General features: G+C 74.1%; 14 protein-coding genes. 6 read left to right on the forward strand and 8 right to left on the reverse strand.

What is annotated here, in order from left to right:
• Positions 1 to 2: 2 nt before the first annotated feature.
• The 4 genes from IF89_RS0107505 to IF89_RS0107520 form a co-directional block, all read right to left on the reverse strand.
• Positions 3 to 1,658, reverse strand: a complete 1,656-nt coding sequence (locus tag IF89_RS0107505) for a carbamoyltransferase (protein ID WP_030763010.1) — start codon at positions 1,656 to 1,658, stop codon at positions 3 to 5.
• Between the two features lie 86 nt (positions 1,659 to 1,744).
• The gene (locus IF89_RS0107510; protein WP_030763013.1) at positions 1,745 to 2,707 is read right to left on the reverse strand and encodes an NAD-dependent epimerase/dehydratase family protein; all 963 of its coding nucleotides are present in this window, start codon (positions 2,705 to 2,707) and stop codon (positions 1,745 to 1,747) included.
• Positions 2,708 to 2,870: 163 nt separating this feature from the next.
• Positions 2,871 to 3,971, reverse strand: coding sequence for a lactonase family protein (locus tag IF89_RS0107515; protein WP_234327690.1), 1,101 nt, complete (start codon positions 3,969 to 3,971; stop codon positions 2,871 to 2,873).
• 117 nt (positions 3,972 to 4,088) lie between these two features.
• On the reverse strand, positions 4,089 to 4,835 hold the full coding sequence (locus tag IF89_RS0107520) for an SDR family oxidoreductase (protein WP_030763017.1): 747 nt from the start codon (positions 4,833 to 4,835) through the stop codon (positions 4,089 to 4,091).
• Between the two features lie 478 nt (positions 4,836 to 5,313).
• Here IF89_RS0107520 and IF89_RS0107525 point away from each other — a divergent pair, with 478 nt between their 5' ends.
• The 5 genes from IF89_RS0107525 (at position 5,314) to IF89_RS0107545 (ending at position 11,721) form a co-directional block, all read left to right on the forward strand.
• Entirely contained in the window at positions 5,314 to 7,983 is a 2,670-nt protein-coding gene (locus IF89_RS0107525) for a SpoIIE family protein phosphatase (RefSeq protein ID WP_051806893.1), read from the forward strand.
• Positions 7,984 to 8,223: 240 nt separating this feature from the next.
• Positions 8,224 to 9,369 carry an ABC transporter substrate-binding protein gene (locus IF89_RS0107530; RefSeq protein WP_030763021.1) on the forward strand — a complete coding sequence of 382 codons (1,146 nt, stop codon included), beginning with the start codon at positions 8,224 to 8,226 and terminating at the stop codon, positions 9,367 to 9,369.
• Between the two features lie 28 nt (positions 9,370 to 9,397).
• Positions 9,398 to 10,027: a DsbA family protein gene (locus tag IF89_RS0107535; protein WP_030763022.1), complete on the forward strand. Its 630-nt coding sequence runs from the start codon at positions 9,398 to 9,400 to the stop codon at positions 10,025 to 10,027.
• A 111-nt stretch (positions 10,028 to 10,138) separates the two neighbouring features.
• Positions 10,139 to 10,888, forward strand: coding sequence for a hypothetical protein (locus tag IF89_RS0107540; protein ID WP_030763024.1), 750 nt, complete (start codon positions 10,139 to 10,141; stop codon positions 10,886 to 10,888).
• 35 nt (positions 10,889 to 10,923) lie between these two features.
• Positions 10,924 to 11,721 (forward strand): VOC family protein, encoded by a 798-nt coding sequence (locus tag IF89_RS0107545; protein ID WP_030763027.1) that lies wholly within the window; start codon positions 10,924 to 10,926, stop codon positions 11,719 to 11,721.
• 57 nt (positions 11,722 to 11,778) lie between these two features.
• Here IF89_RS0107545 and IF89_RS0107550 read toward each other — a convergent pair whose 3' ends face one another.
• The 3 genes from IF89_RS0107550 to IF89_RS0107560 form a co-directional block, all read right to left on the reverse strand.
• Positions 11,779 to 12,594 (reverse strand): ABC transporter permease, encoded by an 816-nt coding sequence (locus IF89_RS0107550; RefSeq protein WP_030763030.1) that lies wholly within the window; start codon positions 12,592 to 12,594, stop codon positions 11,779 to 11,781.
• Positions 12,591 to 13,589: a daunorubicin resistance protein DrrA family ABC transporter ATP-binding protein gene (locus tag IF89_RS0107555; RefSeq protein ID WP_030763033.1), complete on the reverse strand. Its 999-nt coding sequence runs from the start codon at positions 13,587 to 13,589 to the stop codon at positions 12,591 to 12,593. The genes IF89_RS0107550 and IF89_RS0107555 overlap by 4 nt, the downstream gene beginning before the upstream one ends.
• Positions 13,590 to 13,735: 146 nt before the next feature.
• Positions 13,736 to 14,515 (reverse strand): VOC family protein, encoded by a 780-nt coding sequence (locus IF89_RS0107560; protein WP_030763037.1) that lies wholly within the window; start codon positions 14,513 to 14,515, stop codon positions 13,736 to 13,738.
• Positions 14,516 to 14,782: 267 nt separating this feature from the next.
• On the opposite strand from IF89_RS0107560, the gene IF89_RS41875 reads away from it, so the two are divergent.
• Positions 14,783 to 15,847, forward strand: a complete 1,065-nt coding sequence (locus tag IF89_RS41875; protein WP_078628150.1) for a nucleoside hydrolase — start codon at positions 14,783 to 14,785, stop codon at positions 15,845 to 15,847.
• On the opposite strand, the gene IF89_RS49310 is transcribed toward IF89_RS41875, so the two are convergent.
• Entirely contained in the window at positions 15,733 to 16,440 is a 708-nt protein-coding gene (locus tag IF89_RS49310) for a DUF5133 domain-containing protein (RefSeq protein WP_324605312.1), read from the reverse strand. The genes IF89_RS41875 and IF89_RS49310 overlap by 115 nt on opposite strands.
• Between the last annotated feature and the right edge of the window lie 70 nt (positions 16,441 to 16,510).

Raw genomic sequence — 16,510 nt, forward strand, 5'->3', positions numbered from 1 at the left:
GGTCAACCTTCCTCTCCGGCACGGAAGACGGAGCCGCGGCGGACGGCGAACGGCCCGATCGCCAGCAGGTCCACCGGTGACGATCCGAAGCACTCCAGGGCGTCCCGGGGGTCGTCGACCATCGGCCGCCCGGCGGTGTTCAGGCTGGTGTTGACGACCACCGGCAGTCCGGTGCGCCGTTCGAACTCGGTGAGCATCCGTGCGACCAGGGGCTCGCGCTGCGGGTCCACGGTCTGGATGCGGGCCGTTCCGTCGACGTGGACGACGGCCGGGATGCGCTCGCGCCAATCGGCGGCCACGTCGTGCACGAACAGCATGTACGGGCTGGGCAGCGGTCCGTCGAAGATCTCGGCGGCCCGCTCGGCGATCACCATGGGGGCCACGGGGCGGAACTGCTCACGGCCCTTGACGTCGTTGAGACGCTCCAGGTTGCCCGCGTGGCCGGGATGGGCCAGCAGCGAGCGGTGTCCGAGGGCCCTCGGTCCGAACTCGGAACGCCCTTGGAACCAGGCCACGATGGCGTTGTCGGCGAGCGCTTCGGCGACGGTGGCCGCGATGTCCGCGGGGCGCTCGAAGGGGACTCCGGCCGTCTTGAGCCAGGCGCCGAGCTCGGCGTCGGACCAGTCGCGGCCGAGATCCGCGCCGGCCATGGGTTCGAGGGTGTCGCCCGCCCCGGCGGCCAGGAGCAGAGCCGATCCGAGCGCCGTTCCCGCGTCTCCGGCGGCGGGCTGGACCCACACGCGGGAGAACGGGCCCTCGCGGGCGATGCGGGAGTTGGCCACGCAGTTCAGCGCGACGCCCCCGGCCAGGGTGAGCACGTCGTCGTGGGTGCGGCCGTGGAGCCAGCGGACCAGGTCCAGCAGCGTCTCCTCCAGGACGGCCTGGGCGCTGGCGGCGAGGTCGGCGTGGGCCCCCGTCCACGGCTCGTCCGCGCCGCGGGGCGGGCAGAACTCGCTCCAGGGGACGCCGGTGGCGTGGAAGCCGCCGTCGCCCGTCGGGTACACGTAGCGGCGCAGCTCGGCCAGCATCCGCGGGCTTCCGTGGGAGGCGAGCGCCATCACCTTGAATTCGTCGGACGACCTCAAGAAGCCCAGGTAATCGGTGAGTTCTTCGTAGACCAGCCCGAGCGAGTGCGGGAGGTCCTGTGCGTGCAGCGGCTCCAGCGCGTCGCCCGTCCGGCGGGCCGCCAGGTGCGAAGCGCGTTCACCGCGTCCGTCGAGGACCAGGACGGAGCTGCGCTCCGCGCCGTCGGCCGCGAACGCGCCGGACGCGGCATGGGCCATGTGGTGCGGAACGAAGCGCACGAGAGCGGGATCGAGGCCGGGCAGGGCGGTGGCAAGGAACCCCGGCGCCTCGCGCGCGTAGGTCTGGCGCAGGTGGTCCCACGGGTCGTCCAGCCCCATGGCGTCGGTCGGCCGCGCCAGTGCGGGGTCGTAGGAGTACGCCACGGCGTCGAGGTCCTGCGGACGCAGACCGGCTCGCTTCAGGCACCAGGCCGCGGCCTGCTCCGGCAGCTCCCAGGCGGAGAAGGGCACCGGCCGCTTGCCGTGCTTTCGACGGGAGAATCGTTCCTCCTCGGCGGCGGCGACCGTACGGCCGTCGATGACGAGGGCGGCGGAAGGGTCGTGGAAGAGCGCGTTGATTCCGAGAATGCGCATCGGGGAAGTGCCCTTTCGGCTGGGGGGACCGGGCGGGACCGGGCAGGGGACGCGGCCGCCGGTGAAGCACGAGGGAGCCGAAAAAGTCAGCGGTCGCCTGCCGCGCGGAACCAGGCGATCGTGCGGCGCAGCCCGTCCTCGGCCGCCACGCGCGGCTCCCACTGGAGCTTGTCCCGCGCCAGCGTGATGTCCGGGCAGCGCACGCTCGGGTCGTCGGTCGGCCGCTCGATGAAGGTGATCTCCGAGGAGGAGCCGGTCAGTTCGACGATCCACCGGGCGAGCTCCAGCATGGTGAGCTCGTCGGGATTGCCGAGGTTGACGGGCCCCCGCATCCCGTGGTCGGCCGCCGCGAGGATGCCGGCGACAGTGTCCTCGACATAGCACAGCGAACGGGTCTGCAGCCCGTCGCCGGTGACGGTCAGCGGGGTCCCCGCCAGCGCCTGGCGGATGAACGTGGGAACGGCGCGCCCGTCATGGCCCCGCATGCGCGGACCATAGGTGTTGAACAGCCGCACGATGCACGCGTCCGTACCGAGGGCCGAGACGTGGGCGCTGGTCAGCGCCTCGCCGAAGCGCTTGGCCTCGTCGTAGACGCTCCGGGGGCCGACGGGGTTGACGTGCCCCCAGTACCGCTCGTTCTGGGGGTGCTCCTGCGGATCCCCGTAGACCTCGGACGTGGAGGCGAGGACGAAGCGGGCGCCGCTGCGGCGGGCCAGCTCCAGGGCGTTGCGCGTGCCGAGGCTTCCCGCCTCCAGCGTGTGGAGCGGCAGCCGGAGGTAGTCGGCGGGGGAAGCCGGGGAGGCCAGGTGCAGCACGAGGTCCGGGTCCCTCCGTACGCCGAGGGACTGCGAGACGTTCGTCTCCAGCACGGCGAATCCGGGACGGTCCGCCAGCTCCGCGATGTTCTCGGGCCGCCCCGTGCTGAAGTCGTCGACGCAGGTGACGGCCGTCCCCTGCGCCAACAGGGCGGAGCAGAGGTGGGAGCCGACGAAGCCCGCACCGCCGGTGACGACGGCGTGCTCCCAGCGCGGCACATCGGACGGGCCCATGGCGATCTCCTCGTGCGACAGGAAGGGCGCGGGGCGCAGCGACCGGGAGGGGTGACGGATGCCCCGCTCACGCCGGAAGGAGCCCGCAGGTACGGCCACCAGCCTGCGCGAGCCGGCCCGCAGGAGCACGCAGGGACGGGCAATCGGGTGACGGCGGGCGCGTTCAGGAGAGGACGAGGCAGGCGGCGGCCGGGACGTCCAGCCTGCCGGCCGGGTGCAGGCGCCCCGTCGCGGGGTCGGTGTCGAACCAGGTGATGTCGCCGGACCACTCGTTGGACACGTACAGGTGGCGGCCCGAGGAGCCGGCCGCGAGATGCCGCGGCCACTGGCCGCCGCAGTCCACGACGTCCGTGATCCGCGGCTTCTCGGGGCCGTCGGACAGCGACAGGGTGGCGATGAGGTTGCTGCCCCGGATCGCCGCCCACACGCATGCGCCGTCCCGCGACACGAGCGCGACCGAGGGGTACTCCCGGGCGTCGGCCGCGGCGCCGCCCGAGCCCAGCGCGACCTCCCCGGTCGGCTCCAGGCGCCCGGCGCGGGCGTCCCACCGGCAGACGGTCAGCTGCGCTTCCAGCTCGTGGATCACGTACGCCACGTCACCGCGGGGGTGGAAGACCACTTCCCGGGGACCGCTCCCGGGACGCAGCGGCGTCTCGGCGGACACGCGGAGCGGGCCGCCGGCCGGGCCGGGCGCGCACACGCGTACCGAGTCGGTGCCGAGGTCCACGCTGAGCACCCAGCGGCCGCTCGGATCAGGCGTCACCTGGTGCGCGTGCGGGCCGGCCTGCCGCTCGGGGTCGGGGCCGCTGCCGCTGTGGCCGAGGACGGCGGCGGGGCCCTGCGGGCTGCCGTCGGCCGCGATCCGCAGAGCGCTCACGTCGCCGGACGTGTAGTTGGCGATCAGCAGCCGGTCCCCGACGACGCTCACGTACGCGGGACCGAGGCCGTCGACGGGGACGGGCCGTCCCAGCGGAGCGAGACCGTCTGCCGTGATCCGGTAGGCGGCCGCCAGCCCGTGATCGGTCCCTCCGGCGGCGTAGAGCACCCGCCGGTCGGCGGACAGGGCCAGGCACGCGGTGTCCCCCAGGCCGTCGACGACGCCCAGTACGGTGAGCGCCCCCGTGGCGGGGTCGACGGCCGCCGTGGTGATCCCGCGGCCACCGCCGGAGGCGAACGAACCGATGTGGGCGCGCTGTCCGGCGCCCTGGTACGTGCTTCCCGCGCCGCCCACCGGGTGGTCCTTCCGCAGTCGGTCCGCTGCCACCGGGCGAAGCTAACAGCCGGACGGCGCCCCCCGCCCCGACCGGGCCGGTACGGGCCCGCAGGTTCGGCCGCCAGGGGGAAAGCACGGGCGGGCCCTCCCCCGGGGTGCGACCACTCACTAGGGCCAGGAGGGTTCCCGGCGGGGCACCACGACCAGCTCGCCGACCACGCTGCCGGCGGGCACGGACAGTGCGTACATGACCGTGTCGGCCACGACGTCCGGGCTCTGGAGCAGCGCCGTGTCGGCGTCGGGGAACCGGTCCATGATGAACGCGGTCTCCATGCCGCCGGCGATGATCCCCGTGACCCCGATTCCGGTGCAGTCCCGCTGCGCCTCCTTGAAGAGGGTGTGCGTGAACGCCCGCAGCCCGGACTTGCTCGCCGCATAGGGGCCCGCTTCCGTCCAGGTCCGGTTGGCGGCGGTGGAGAGGATGTTGACAATGTGGCCGCCGCCCGCGGCCACCATGCGCCGGTAGGTGTGCAGGCACAGGTACATCGGGCCGAGCAGGTTGGTGGTCACCACGTGCCTGACCTCCTCGGCGGTCAGGTGCTCCACCGGCTTGGACACGTCGACCGCCGCGTTGTTGACCAGGACGTCCACCCGGCCGCCCTCCGCCTCGACCTCCCCGAGGACGGCCCCGACCGCGTCGGGGTCGCACACGTCCATCTCGACGAAGCGGGCACGGCCGCCCGCCACCACGAGGTCCGCGCAGAGCTCCTGGGCGAGGTCCTTGCGCACGTCGGCGACCAGGACGGATGCGCCGGCTGCGGCCAGTCGCCGCGCGATGGCCGCGCCCAGCCCCCTGGCCCCGCCGGTGACCAGAGCCTGTTTGCCCGTCAGGTCGACCTGTACCGCACTGTTCATCGTGTCCCTGCCTTCTTCCGGTTGCGGCGCCCGGCGCCGTCCACCCGCGCAAGGAGAGGGGGCCGGGCGCCGTCGCGTCTGGTGGGACCCACTGTGGGCAGGGACGGGGCGACCGGCGCGCGGGACTAGGCCACCAGGCGGCGCTCGGTCGCCGCTCCGGCCCCTCCGCGCAGGTCACGGCGGTCGCCCGCTGCCCGCGACGCCCGCCCGCCCGGTCAGCGGTCCGGGGTGGCGGTGGCGCGCTGCGGCGGGTCGGCGCCGCTCCCGCTGCCGACGGGCCGCAGAGGTTAGAAGATGGATTATGAGCGTCTTCCTGGGACACCTGCGGCGTGTGCTGCCCGGCTCGGCCGAGCGCTCCTCGGCCGGCACACCAGGTCCCCGCTCAGGACACCGGCAGGAGCAGCCGGATCCCGCGCAGGAGTGGGCGGGCGGGGCCCGGCGGCCGCAGCGGCTGTCCTCGCTGCTGAGCGTGCGCAGCATGGCCGGCGAGGTGTTCCTGCTCCAGCTCGTCGTGGTGGTGCTCCTCGTCGCCGCCGCGGTGGTGGCGCTGGTGGTGCAGGCCCGCAGCGACGCCATGCTGGACGCGCGGCACCGTACCCTCGCCGCCGCGGGGACGTTCGCCGAGTCCCCCGGCATCGTCGCCGCCCTGCGCAGCCCCCGGCCGAGCGCGCTGCTGCAGCCGAGCGCCCAGGCGGCCCGGAAGATCGCCGGGGTGGACGGCATCAACGTCTACACCCTCGACGGGCTCACCATCGCCCACAGCGACCCGCGGCAGATCGGCAAGCGCGTGGTCGGGCCCTTCTCCAGGGCGGCGGCCGGCACGTCCTTCACCGAGACGTTCAAGGGGTCCCTGGGCCAGTCCGTGGTCTCGGCGGTTCCGGTCAAGGACGCCCAGGGCCGCGTTATCGCCGTCGTGGCCTCCCCGGTCACGGTCGCGAACGTGCAGAGCATGGTGAACCGGCAGCTGCCCGTCGTCATCGGCACCGCGGCCCTGGTGCTCGCGCTGTCCGCGGGCGGCACCGCCCTGGTCGGCCGCCGGCTCCTGCGCCGGACCCACGGCCTGGGGCCGGCGGAGATGACCCGGATGTACGAGCACCACGACGCGGTCCTGCACGCGGTACGGGAGGGCGTGCTGATCATCGGTGGCGGCGGGCGCCTGCTGCTGGCGAACGACGAGGCGCGGCGGCTGCTGGAGCTGCCGCCGGACGCCGAGGGCCGCCCCGTCACGGAGCTGGGCCTGGAGGAGGGCGTCGCCGCGTCGATCGCGTCGGGCCGTTCCGCGACGGACGAACTGCACCCGGCGGCGGACCGGCTGCTGGCGGTGAACATCCGGCCCACCGCCCCCTTCGGCCAGGCGGGCACGGTGGTCACCCTGCGGGACACCACCGAGCTGCGAGCCCTGTCCGGCCGCGCAGAGGTGGCGCACGAGCGGCTGAAACTGCTCTACGACGCGGGGGTCCGCATCGGGACCACCTTGGACGTGGAGCGCACCGCCCGGGAGCTGGCGGAGGTGGCGGTCCCGCGGTTCGCGGACATCGCCTCGGTGGACCTGCTGGACCCGGTGCTGCACGGCGACGAGCCTCCCGAGCCGGGCACCGAGATGCGCCGCACGGCCGTCGTGGCGGCGCGGGGCACGCACCCCCTCTACCCCGTCGGCGAACTGATCCGCTTCGTACCGACCAGCCCCATGGCGATCGGGGTCGCCGGCGAGCAGGCGGTACGGCTGGCGGACCTGCGGGCCACGCGCGACTGGATGGCGCAGGACCCCGTCCGTTCCCGGCGCATGCTGGATCAGGGAGTGCACTCCCTGATCGTCGTACCGCTGCGGGCCCGCGGTGTCCTGCTGGGGATGGCGGGCTACTGGCGGGTGGACTCCTCGCCCCCGTTCGAGGAGGAGGACGTGTCGTTCGCCGAGGAGCTGACCGCCCGGGCGGCTCTGTCGATCGACAACGCCCGTCGCTTCACGCGCGAGCACACCATGGCGGTCACGCTGCAGCGCAGCCTGCTGCCGCGGGGCGTACCGGACCAGTCCGCGGTCCAGGTGGCCCACCGCTACCTGCCGGCGCAGGCGGGGGTGGGCGGCGACTGGTTCGACGTCATCCCGCTGCCCGGCGCCCGGGTGGCCCTCGTGGTCGGCGACGTCGTCGGGCACGGCCTGCACGCCGCGGCCACGATGGGCCGGCTGCGTACCGCCATGCACAACTTCTCCACGCTCGACCTGCCCGCGGACGAGCTGCTGAGCCACCTGGACGAGCTGGTCGCCCACATCGACACCGACGAGGACGCCGGCGAGCCGGAGTGGCAGGGGCTCACCGGCGCCACCTGCCTGTGCGCGGTCTACGACTCCGTCTCCGGACAGGTGACGGCCGCCACCGCAGGCCACCCGGGCCTCGCCGTCGTCCATCCCGACGGCGCCGTGTCCTTCCCGGAGCTGCCGGTCTCGCCGCCGCTGGGGCTGGGCGCCGGCATGCCCATGGAGACGGCGGCGCTGACCGTTCCGGAGGGGGCCCAGCTGGTGCTCTTCACCAACGGACTGCTGGAGAGCCGCGACCGCGACGTCGACGCGGGTCTCGCGGCGCTGGGCGACGCGCTGGCCGGGCCGGCGCGGACTCCGGAGGAGACCTGCGCCGCGGTGATCGGCGCGATGCTGCCCAGCGGGCAGAGGGACGACATCGCGCTGCTGGTCGCCCGGACGCGCCGCCTGGACCCGGGCCGGATCGCCGAGTGGGACGTGCCGTCGGATCCGGCGGCGGTGTCGCCGGTGCGCAGCGCCTGCGCCCGCCGGCTGGCGGACTGGGGTCTGGAGGACATCGCCTTCACCACCGAGCTCATCCTCAGCGAGTTGATCACCAATGCCGTCCGCTACGGGTCGCAGCCCATCCGGGTGCGGCTGCTGCACGACCGCAGCCTGATCTGCGAGGTGTCCGACGGGTCGAGCACCTCCCCGCACCTGCGCCGGGCGGAGGCCACCGACGAGGGAGGCCGCGGGCTGTTCCTCGTCGCCCAGTTCGCCGAGCGGTGGGGCACCCGCTACACCGCCCGCGGAAAGATCATCTGGAGTGAGCAGGCCCTCCATACCGGCCCGGCCGGTTCCGGCGAGGACCTGGGGGCGGCGCTGCTCGCCGCCTGGGACGACGAGACGTTCTGAGGCCGGGGGGGGACGCCCCCCGTACGTCGGCCGTGGGACCGGCCCGGACCGCCCCCGCACGTCGGCCCGGAGCACCGGCCGGAACCGCCCCCGCACGTCGGCCCGGAGCACCGGCGGGGACCGCCCCCGTAGGTCGGCCGGAGGACAGTCCGCGGGCGCGAGCTGTAGGGACTGCGCGGTCGCGGCCGCCGCACGTACGCTGGCCCTGGATCAGTACGCGCCGCCCGTTATGGAGCCTTTGTGCCCGCACCTCGTCTCCGGACAGCCGCCGTCGCCGTCTGCCTCGCCCTCGCCGCGGGGCCGCTCGGCGCCTGCGGGGACAGGCCCCCCGCAGCACCCAGGGCCCCCGCGGTGGCCACCTCCGCCGCGGATGCGGGCGGCATGGCGGCCCTGACGGCGGCGGCCCGGAAGGAGGGGGCGCTCAACACCATCGCACTGCCGCGGGACTGGGCGGGCTACGGGGCCCTGATCGACGGCTTCGAGAAGAAGTACGGGATCGAGGTCTCGGTGGAGAACCCGGAGGGTTCCAGCCAGGACGAGGTGGAGGCGCTCCAGGAGCACCGGCGCGACGGGACCGCCCCCGACGTGGTCGACGTCGGCGGCACCTTCGGGCCGGCCGCGGCCCGGGAGGGGCTGCTCGCCCCGTACCAGGTGGCTCCGTACGACGACATCCCCGACGAGCAGAAGGACCCGCGGGCGCGCTGGTACAACAACTACGGCGGCTACGTCTCGATCGGCTGCGACGCCAAGCGCGTGAAGACCTGCCCGTCGACCTTCGCCGACCTGCGCCGGCCCGAGTACAAGGGGCAGGTCGCCCTCAACGGCGACCCCACGCAGTCCGGCTCGGCCTTCGCCGGGGTCTATGCGGCGGCCCTCGCGAACGGGGGCTCCTTCGACAACATCCAGCCCGGCATCGACTTCTTCGCCGAGCTGAGCCGGAGCGGCAACTTCATCCCGGTCGAATCCACCCCGGCCACGATCGAGAAGGGGCAGACCCCGATCAGCATCGACTGGGACTTCCTCAACCTCGGGTACGCCGACGACTTCCGCAGGAAGGGCGCGGACGTGGACTGGCGCACCGCCATCCCCTTCGACGGCAGTTTCGCCCAGTACTACGCGCAGGGCATCAACAAGGACGCCCCGCATCCCGCCGCGGCCCGGCTGTGGCAGGAGTACCTCTTCAGCCCGGAGGGCCAGAACCTCCGGCTCATGGCCTACGCTCGCCCCGTGCTGATGGAGGCCATGGAGGAGAACGGCACGCTCGACAGGGCCGCGGCGGAGAAGCTGCCGACGGTGGAGGGCACGCCGCAGTTCCCGACGGAGGCCCAGCAGGAGAAGGCGGCCCGGACCGTCGACCGGGGCTGGGCCGGGGCGGTCTCCGTCTGAAGGGCCGCAGGGCGAGGAGTGCCGAGCGTTGGCGAGCGAACGACGGACCGCGGACTTCTGGTTCGACCCCGTCTGCCCGTACACGTGGATCACCTCGCGGTGGCTGGTGGACGTCACCAGGGTGCGGCCGGTGACCGTCCGTTGGCGGGTGATGAGCCTGTCGGTGCTCAACGAGCACCGGGACGACAGCCCGGAGGGTGAGTGGGAGGAGTACCTGTGGGGGCCGGTGCGGGTCTGCGCCGCGGTGGAGGAGCGGTTCGGCCGGCAGGCGCTCGGTGACCTTCTCACGGCGATGGGCACCCGTTTTCACCTCCGGGGCGACTGGGGGAACCTGGCGGGTGCCCTGGCCGATGCCGGGCTGCCCCGGCGGATGGCGCAGGCTGCCGGCTCGACCGCGTACGACGGGGCGGTGCGGTCCTCGCACGCGCAGGCCGTCGCGCTGGCCGGTGCGGATGCGGGAACCCCGGTGGTGTCGGTCGTCCGGCCGGACGGCGAACGCGTGGGCTTCTTCGGCCCGGTCGTCTCCCCCGCGCCCACCGGCGAGGCGGCCGGCCGGCTGTGGGACGGCCTGCTGCTGCTGGCCGGCGTGCCGGGCTTCTACGAGGTCAGGCGCGCGCGGGCCGGTCCGCCCCGCTTCGGGCCGGTGGGCGCGGTCTGAGACCGCCCGGGCTGCGGGGGGCGCTGCGCGGACCTACGCTGATGCGGTGACCGGCCGTGCCCGGAGGGCATGCGGCGCCACCCGGCGGCGGCCCGAGGGAGGTGACGCCCGATGTCCGCACCCCGGGCAGCAGCCGTCGCGCACCGCGCGGCTGCGGGAACCGTCTGTCTGATCGTGTTCGCGGGCGCCGGTACCGGCGCCGCCCTGGCCGACGACAACGGCATGGCCGACAAGAGCGCGCAGGCCATCGCCGACGCCTCGCGCAAGGCCATGTCCGAGGTCACCTCCATGCGCATGGTGGCCAAGGTGACCGAGGGGGCCGGCACCACCGGCCTGGACATCCGCTTCGACGAGGCGGGCAGCTGCGTCGGCAGCGTCACACCCCCCGGCGGCTCCGGCCGGGCCGAGGTCATCAAACGCGGCGACGACGTGTGGATGAAGCTCGACGACGAACTGCTGCGGGCACAGGCCCCGGGCGCCGCGGCCGAGGACGCGATCGCGCTCATCGACGGCCGCTACCTCCACGGCACCACGGACAACGCCATGCTGCGCGACTTCGCCCAGTTCTGCGATCTCGACCACTTCAAAAAGGAGTTCTCCGCGAAGCCGGCGGGCGAGCGGCTTACGAAGGGCCCGACCACCACCGTCGACGGCCGTCCGGCCATCACGGTCACCGGCAAGCGCGGCGGTGACACGGGCACCTATGAGGTGTCGACGCAGGACGAGCCCTACCTCCTGCGCATCCAGGGTGCGAAAGCGTCCGGCGAGCGCGTGCAGGCCACCTTCTCCGCCTTCGACGAGCCCGTCCGGGCCCAGCCCCCGGCCCCCGGCGACACGGTCGACCTGTCCGAACTGCGGTAGCGCGGCGCCGTCAGCGCCCCACGGGAGGAAACACCATGATCACCACTGATTTCGCCGCCGGCGCCCCCTGCTGGATCGACCTGGGCGTTCCCGACGTACCCGCCGCGGCGGCGTTCTACGGCGCCGTACTGGGCTGGGAGTACGAGTCCATGGGCGAGGGGGAGGAGATGGAGGGCGGGATGTTCCGCAAGGACGGGAAGATCGTCGCCGGGCTCGGGAGGCTCACGGAGGAGGGGGCCCGTCCGGCCTGGATGATCTACTACAGCGTCCCCGACGCGGATGCCACCACAGAGGCCGTCGAACGCGCCGGCGGCACGGTGCGGGTGGCACCGAGGGACCTGGACGAGTGGGGGCGCATGGCGCAGTACAGCGACCCGCTGGGGGGCCAGTTCGCCGTCTGGCAGCCGGGCACCAGCAAGGGCGTCGACCTGGTGGACCAGCCGGGCTCGCTCTCGTGGACGGAGCTGTACACGAGCGACGCCGCGGCATCCAAGGACTTCTACGGCGGGGTCTTCGGCTGGTGGTTCAGCGACATGGAGCTGCCGGACGGCGGAGGCACGTACTCCTTGGTCACTCCTGCCGGGCAGCCGGCGGAGCGCATGCACGGCGGCGTGATGGAACTGCCCGCCGAGCACCTGGCGCTGGCGGACGGGCGGCCGTACTGGCACCCGGTGTTCGCCGTCACCGACTGCGACGCCGCGGTGGCTGCGGTCACCGGGAACGGCGGCAGCGTGCAGATGGGCCCGGAGGACGCCGAGGGCGTCGGGCGGTTGGCCGTCTGCCTCGACCCGGCGGGCGCCGACTTCGTGGTGCTGGCCCCGTCCGCGGACTGAGCGGGCAGACCCCGGGCCGGGCCCGTCGGACCCGGAGAACCCCCGGGGGCGGGCCCGTCAGACCCGGGAGCGGTAGGCACGCATCGCCAAGGGCGCGAAGACGATCGCGATGCCCGCCGCCCAGACCAGAGACCACAGGATCGGCTCGCCTGCGGGGGTGCCGAGCAGGAGTCCGCGGAAGGCGTCCGACAGCTGGGTGACGGGATTGACGTTCACCCATGCCTGGAGCCAGCCGGGCATCGTGTCGACCATCACGAACGCGCTGCTCGTGAAGGTGATCGGGAAGATCAGCGTGAAGGCGAAGACCTGCACCTTCTCCGCGTCCCCGGCCAGCATCCCGATCAGTACGGCCGTCCACGACATGGCCGCGGCGAAGACCAGCAGCAGGAGCAGCCCGCCGACGAAGCCGGCGGCGCCGCCGGTCACGTCGAAGCCCAGCAGGGTGCCCAGGGCGATCATCAGCAGCATCGCCCAGAGCTGCTTGGCCAGATCGGCCGTGATGCGCCCGAGAAGCGGCGCCGAGCGGGCGATGGGCAGACTGCGCAGGCGGTCGAAGACTCCCTTGGTGAGGTCGGTGTTCAACGCCATGGCCGTGTACATGCTCATGAAGAGCGTGTTCTGGACGATGATCCCGGCGAGTGCGTACTGCAGGTACGCCTCCGGGGAGCCCGCCATCTGGCCGCCGAAGACGTACGTGAACAGGAAGACGAACATGATCGGCGAGATGCTGTAGTCCACGAGCTCCAGCGGATTGTGCTTCACGGAGACCAGGCTTCGCCAGGCGAGCGTCGCGGTCTGCCGCAGGGCCGCCAGGGGCCGTACGCGGCCGCCGGCGCCGAGGGCGCCGGTCACGGGGGCGGAGGCGGTGGTCATGACAGGCTCCCGGCGGTCGCGAACTGCTCCCCGTCCCCGTCCCCGCTGCCCGCGGTGGTCTGCGGCTGCGCCCGGTGGCCGGTCAGGACCATGAACACCTCGTCGAGGGACGAGCGCCGCAGGGTCAGGCCGGCCACGGCGATGCCCGCCTGGTCCAGCCGCCGGACCACGCTCGGCATGAGCTCGGGGTCCTTGACCGGCACGGTGATCTCCTCACCGTCGATCTCGGCCAGGGGGCCCGCGGCCTCGGTGAGCAGGGCGTGCGCCGTGGCGAGGTCGCCGGCCCGGGCCGGCCGCACCTGCAGCACCTGGCCGCCGACCTGTTCCTTCAGCTCGTCCGGGGTGCCGTCGGCGATGACCGTGCCCTTGTCGATCACGACGATGTTGTCGGCCAGCCGGTCCGCCTCGTCCAGGTACTGCGTGGTCAGCAGCACGGTGACCCCGTCGGCGACCAGGACCCGCAGCATGCCCCAGACCTCGCCGCGGCTGTGCGGGTCGAGTCCGGTGGTCGGCTCGTCGAGGAAGAGGATCTGCGGCCGGCCCACCAGGCTCGCCGCGAGGTCGAGGCGGCGCCGCATGCCGCCCGAGTACGTCTTCGCGGCGCGCCCCGCCGCCTCGTGCAGCTGGAAGCGGTCGAGCAGCTCCACGGCCCGGGCCCTGGCCGCACCGCGCCCCATGCCGAGCAGCCGCCCGATCATCAGCAGGTTCTCCGTGCCGGTCAGGTTCTCGTCGACGGCGGCGTACTGGCCGGTGAGCCCGATCATCGAGCGGACCCGGCCCGCCTGCCGGACGACGTCGTACCCGGCGACCTCCGCGCGGCCCCCGTCCGGCTGGAGGAGAGTGGCGAAGATGCGGACGGCGGTCGTCTTGCCCGCGCCGTTGGGGCCGAGCAGGCCGAGGACGCTGCCGGCGGGGACCTGGAGGTCCACACCGGCCAGTGCACGGGTCTGCCTGAACCGCTTCGCCAGGCCTTCGGCCCGGATCGCGTACTGCATGGAGATCACCCCGGACGAGAGGTACGTACGGCACTTCCCTCAACTGTGACGCACGCCACTGACATTGTCCGGCCGGGCGGCCGGCCCGGACGGCGGCCGTCCGTCCGCCCCGCCGCCGGGGCCCGGCATCGGGGCGGACGGCCGCGTCAGGCGATGGCCTCGATGACGGTGAAAAGGGCTCCGGTCCCATCGCGGAGGGTGACCCGGCGGTCGGTCGGGGAGGTCCGGACCGGGGTCACGGCGGCGCCCCCGTGCCGCTGCGCACGGTCGACGGCTCCGTCGAGGTCGGCCACGGCGAAGTGGACGTGCCAGCGGGGCCGGATCTGCGCGTCGGAGGCGTTCTCCACGGCCCCCGCGTCGATCCGCGCCACGGTCCGGCTCCCCCGCCGCACCACCACGTGGTCGTCCTCGTAGGTCACGTCGCAGCAGCCGGGTCGCTCACAGGCCCAGTCGAGGACCTCCCCGTAGAAGACGGCGGCCGCGAAGGCGTCACGGGTGCGCAGCTCCACCCAGGCGGCGGCGCCCTCCTCCCCCGCGTGCCACTCCTGTACGACCTCGCCCTCCCAGAAGCCGAAGACCGCCCCGTACGGGTCGGCGGCGAGCGCGGCCCTCCCGGTGGCGAAGGCGAGCGGTCCGACGGCCATCGTCGCGCCCCGCTCGCGGATGCGGGCGGCGGTCACCTCCGCGTCCTCGACGGCGAAGTAGGGCGTCCATGCGGTCGGCACGCCGAGCTTCGCGGTGAGCGCGCCGACCGAGGCGACGGGGCGGCCGTCCAGCAGTGCGACGCGGAAGTCCTCGCCGAGCCGGGTGGCGCGGAACGTCCACCCCAGTACCGCGGCGTAGAACTCCTCCACGTCCGCGAGGGCGGGCGCCGCGAGGTTGACCCAGCAGGGCACACCGAAGACGTCACGGCTGTTCGTCGTCATCGCACCGCTCCTCCGCTCACCCGCCCCCGCGCCTCGGCGTCCGGCCGGACCCGTCGCAGGACGGTTGCCCACCCGCCCCACTCCTCACACAAACGGACGAGACGCACCATACCGCCCACCGTGTCGCGGCGGCGCTGCTCCACAGGGCGCCGGTGGGACACACGGCCGACGATCGCGCTGTGCGCCGGCTCCGCCGTGCGCACACTGGACCCGGTGGCCGCGCCGCTGCGGCCGCCGGCGGGGAGACCGAGCAGAGAGGTACCGGCCGTGCGCGTTCCCGTTCCGATCGTCATCGACTGCGATCCGGGGCACGACGACGCCCTCGCGATCCTGCTCGCCGCGGGCGATCCCGGCGTGGACCTGTTGGCCGTCACCACGGTGGCGGGCAACCAGACCGTGGAGAAGACCACCCTGAACGCCCTGCGGGTGTGCACCGTCGCCGGTATCACGGGGGTCCCCGTCGCCGCCGGGTGTGCGGGACCGCTGGTGGAGCCGCTGCGGGTCGCCGAGGACGTGCACGGGGTGTCCGGGTTGGACGGCCCGGGCTTCCCCGAGCCGTCGCTGGCCGCGGAGCCGGAGCACGCGGTGGAACTGCTGCGGCGGATCCTGGCCGAGCACCCGGAGCCGGTGACCCTGGTGCCGACGGCCCCCCTGACCAACATCGCCCTGCTGCTGACCCGGCACCCGGAACTGGCGGGCCGGATCCGGGAGATCGTGCTGATGGGCGGGTCCACCGACCGCGGGAACCGGACCCCGGCCGCCGAGTTCAACATCCACACCGACCCGGAGGCCGCCGACATCGTCTTCCGCAGCGGCGTGCCGGTGACGATGTGCGGGCTCAACGTCACCCACCAGGCCCTCGCGACGCCCGAGGTCGTGGCCCGCTTCGAGGCCCTGGACACCGACCTCGGACGGATCTGCGCCGAACTGCTGGGCTTCTTCGCGGGCACCTACCGGCGGCTGTGGGGCTTCCCCGCGCCACCCGTGCACGACCCGGTCGCCGTCGCCCGGGTCATCGACCCCGCGCTGGTGACCTGCGTGGACGCGTACGTGGCCGTGGAACTGCACGGCCGGCACACGCGCGGGGCGACCGTGGTGGACCTGCACGGCACGCTGGGGCGGCCGCCGAACGCCCGGGTCGCCACCGCACTGCGGGCCGGCCCGTTCTGGGACCGGCTGCTGGCGGCCGTGGCGGCCCTGGGCGGCACAAGTGCGCGTCAGGCGACGCCGCCGGGCACCGACGCCGGGGCCGTGGAGGCGGACACCGGCGGGGCCGGAGGCAGGGTCGGGGGCTCGGGTGGGGAGAGGGGCGGAGCCGGGGGCAGCCGGTGAGCGGCCACCCGCTCCTCCGCGGCGAGCAGGGCGCCGTGGGCGTGGCGCTGCCCCATCAGCACGCACAGGGTGTACGCGGCGTCCTCGAGCGCGGCGCGCAGCGCCGGGTCGTCGGGCGCGGCCAGCGTACGGCGGCGCACGGCCCGCAAGTGGTCCAGGTGCCGGCGCAGCACGTCCGGGGCGGGCAGGACGGTCCCCGGTGCGGGTGGCGAAGGGGGCTGCGGGGAGCGGGCGTGCCCGATCTCCGCGCGCAGCGCCCGTTCGCAGTCCGGGTCGACGTCCGCGGGGCAGGCGCGCGTGGCGATGACCGTGCGTGCCATGCGCGGGAGCGTGACGCCCGCCGCGCGGGCGGCGTCGGCGAGGAGGCGCCGTGCCCTCTCGGCGGTGCAGGGCACCAGGGCCATCACCATCCCGGTCGCCCGGTTCAGCGCGGCCCGTACGAGGGCACCGTCCGCGTCGGGGTCCGTCGCGGCGGCCCCGGTCACGGCCAGGTCCATGTCGGTGGTGTCGGCGTCCGCGCCCCCGCCCGCGCACCCGTCCGTGACGGGGGCTCCGCCCTGCGTGCGGCGGTGGGCCGCCGGCCTCTGAATCATCCGTCCGCTCCTCGGGTCTGCTCAGGGTGAATGCCGCTGTGTAGCACCCTCGGACGAGCGGCCGGCGCAC

Origin of the sequence: Streptomyces sp. NRRL F-2664 (assembly GCF_000719345.1) — a bacterium.
Taxonomy (GTDB): domain Bacteria; phylum Actinomycetota; class Actinomycetes; order Streptomycetales; family Streptomycetaceae; genus Streptomyces.

Coding starts and splice junctions, on each gene's coding strand:
- IF89_RS0107560 (WP_030763037.1), bottom strand. CDS start 14,515: ATGACGACGAACAGCCGTGACGTCTTCGGTGTGCCCTGCTGGGTCAAC.
- IF89_RS49310 (WP_324605312.1), bottom strand. CDS start 16,440: ATGATTCAGAGGCCGGCGGCCCACCGCCGCACGCAGGGCGGAGCCCCC.
- IF89_RS0107545 (WP_030763027.1), top strand. CDS start 10,924: ATGATCACCACTGATTTCGCCGCCGGCGCCCCCTGCTGGATCGACCTG.
- IF89_RS0107525 (WP_051806893.1), top strand. CDS start 5,314: ATGGCCGGCGAGGTGTTCCTGCTCCAGCTCGTCGTGGTGGTGCTCCTC.
- IF89_RS0107520 (WP_030763017.1), bottom strand. CDS start 4,835: ATGAACAGTGCGGTACAGGTCGACCTGACGGGCAAACAGGCTCTGGTC.
- IF89_RS0107540 (WP_030763024.1), top strand. CDS start 10,139: ATGTCCGCACCCCGGGCAGCAGCCGTCGCGCACCGCGCGGCTGCGGGA.
- IF89_RS0107555 (WP_030763033.1), bottom strand. CDS start 13,589: ATGCAGTACGCGATCCGGGCCGAAGGCCTGGCGAAGCGGTTCAGGCAG.
- IF89_RS0107505 (WP_030763010.1), bottom strand. CDS start 1,658: ATGCGCATTCTCGGAATCAACGCGCTCTTCCACGACCCTTCCGCCGCC.
- IF89_RS0107550 (WP_030763030.1), bottom strand. CDS start 12,594: ATGACCACCGCCTCCGCCCCCGTGACCGGCGCCCTCGGCGCCGGCGGC.
- IF89_RS0107510 (WP_030763013.1), bottom strand. CDS start 2,707: ATGGGCCCGTCCGATGTGCCGCGCTGGGAGCACGCCGTCGTCACCGGC.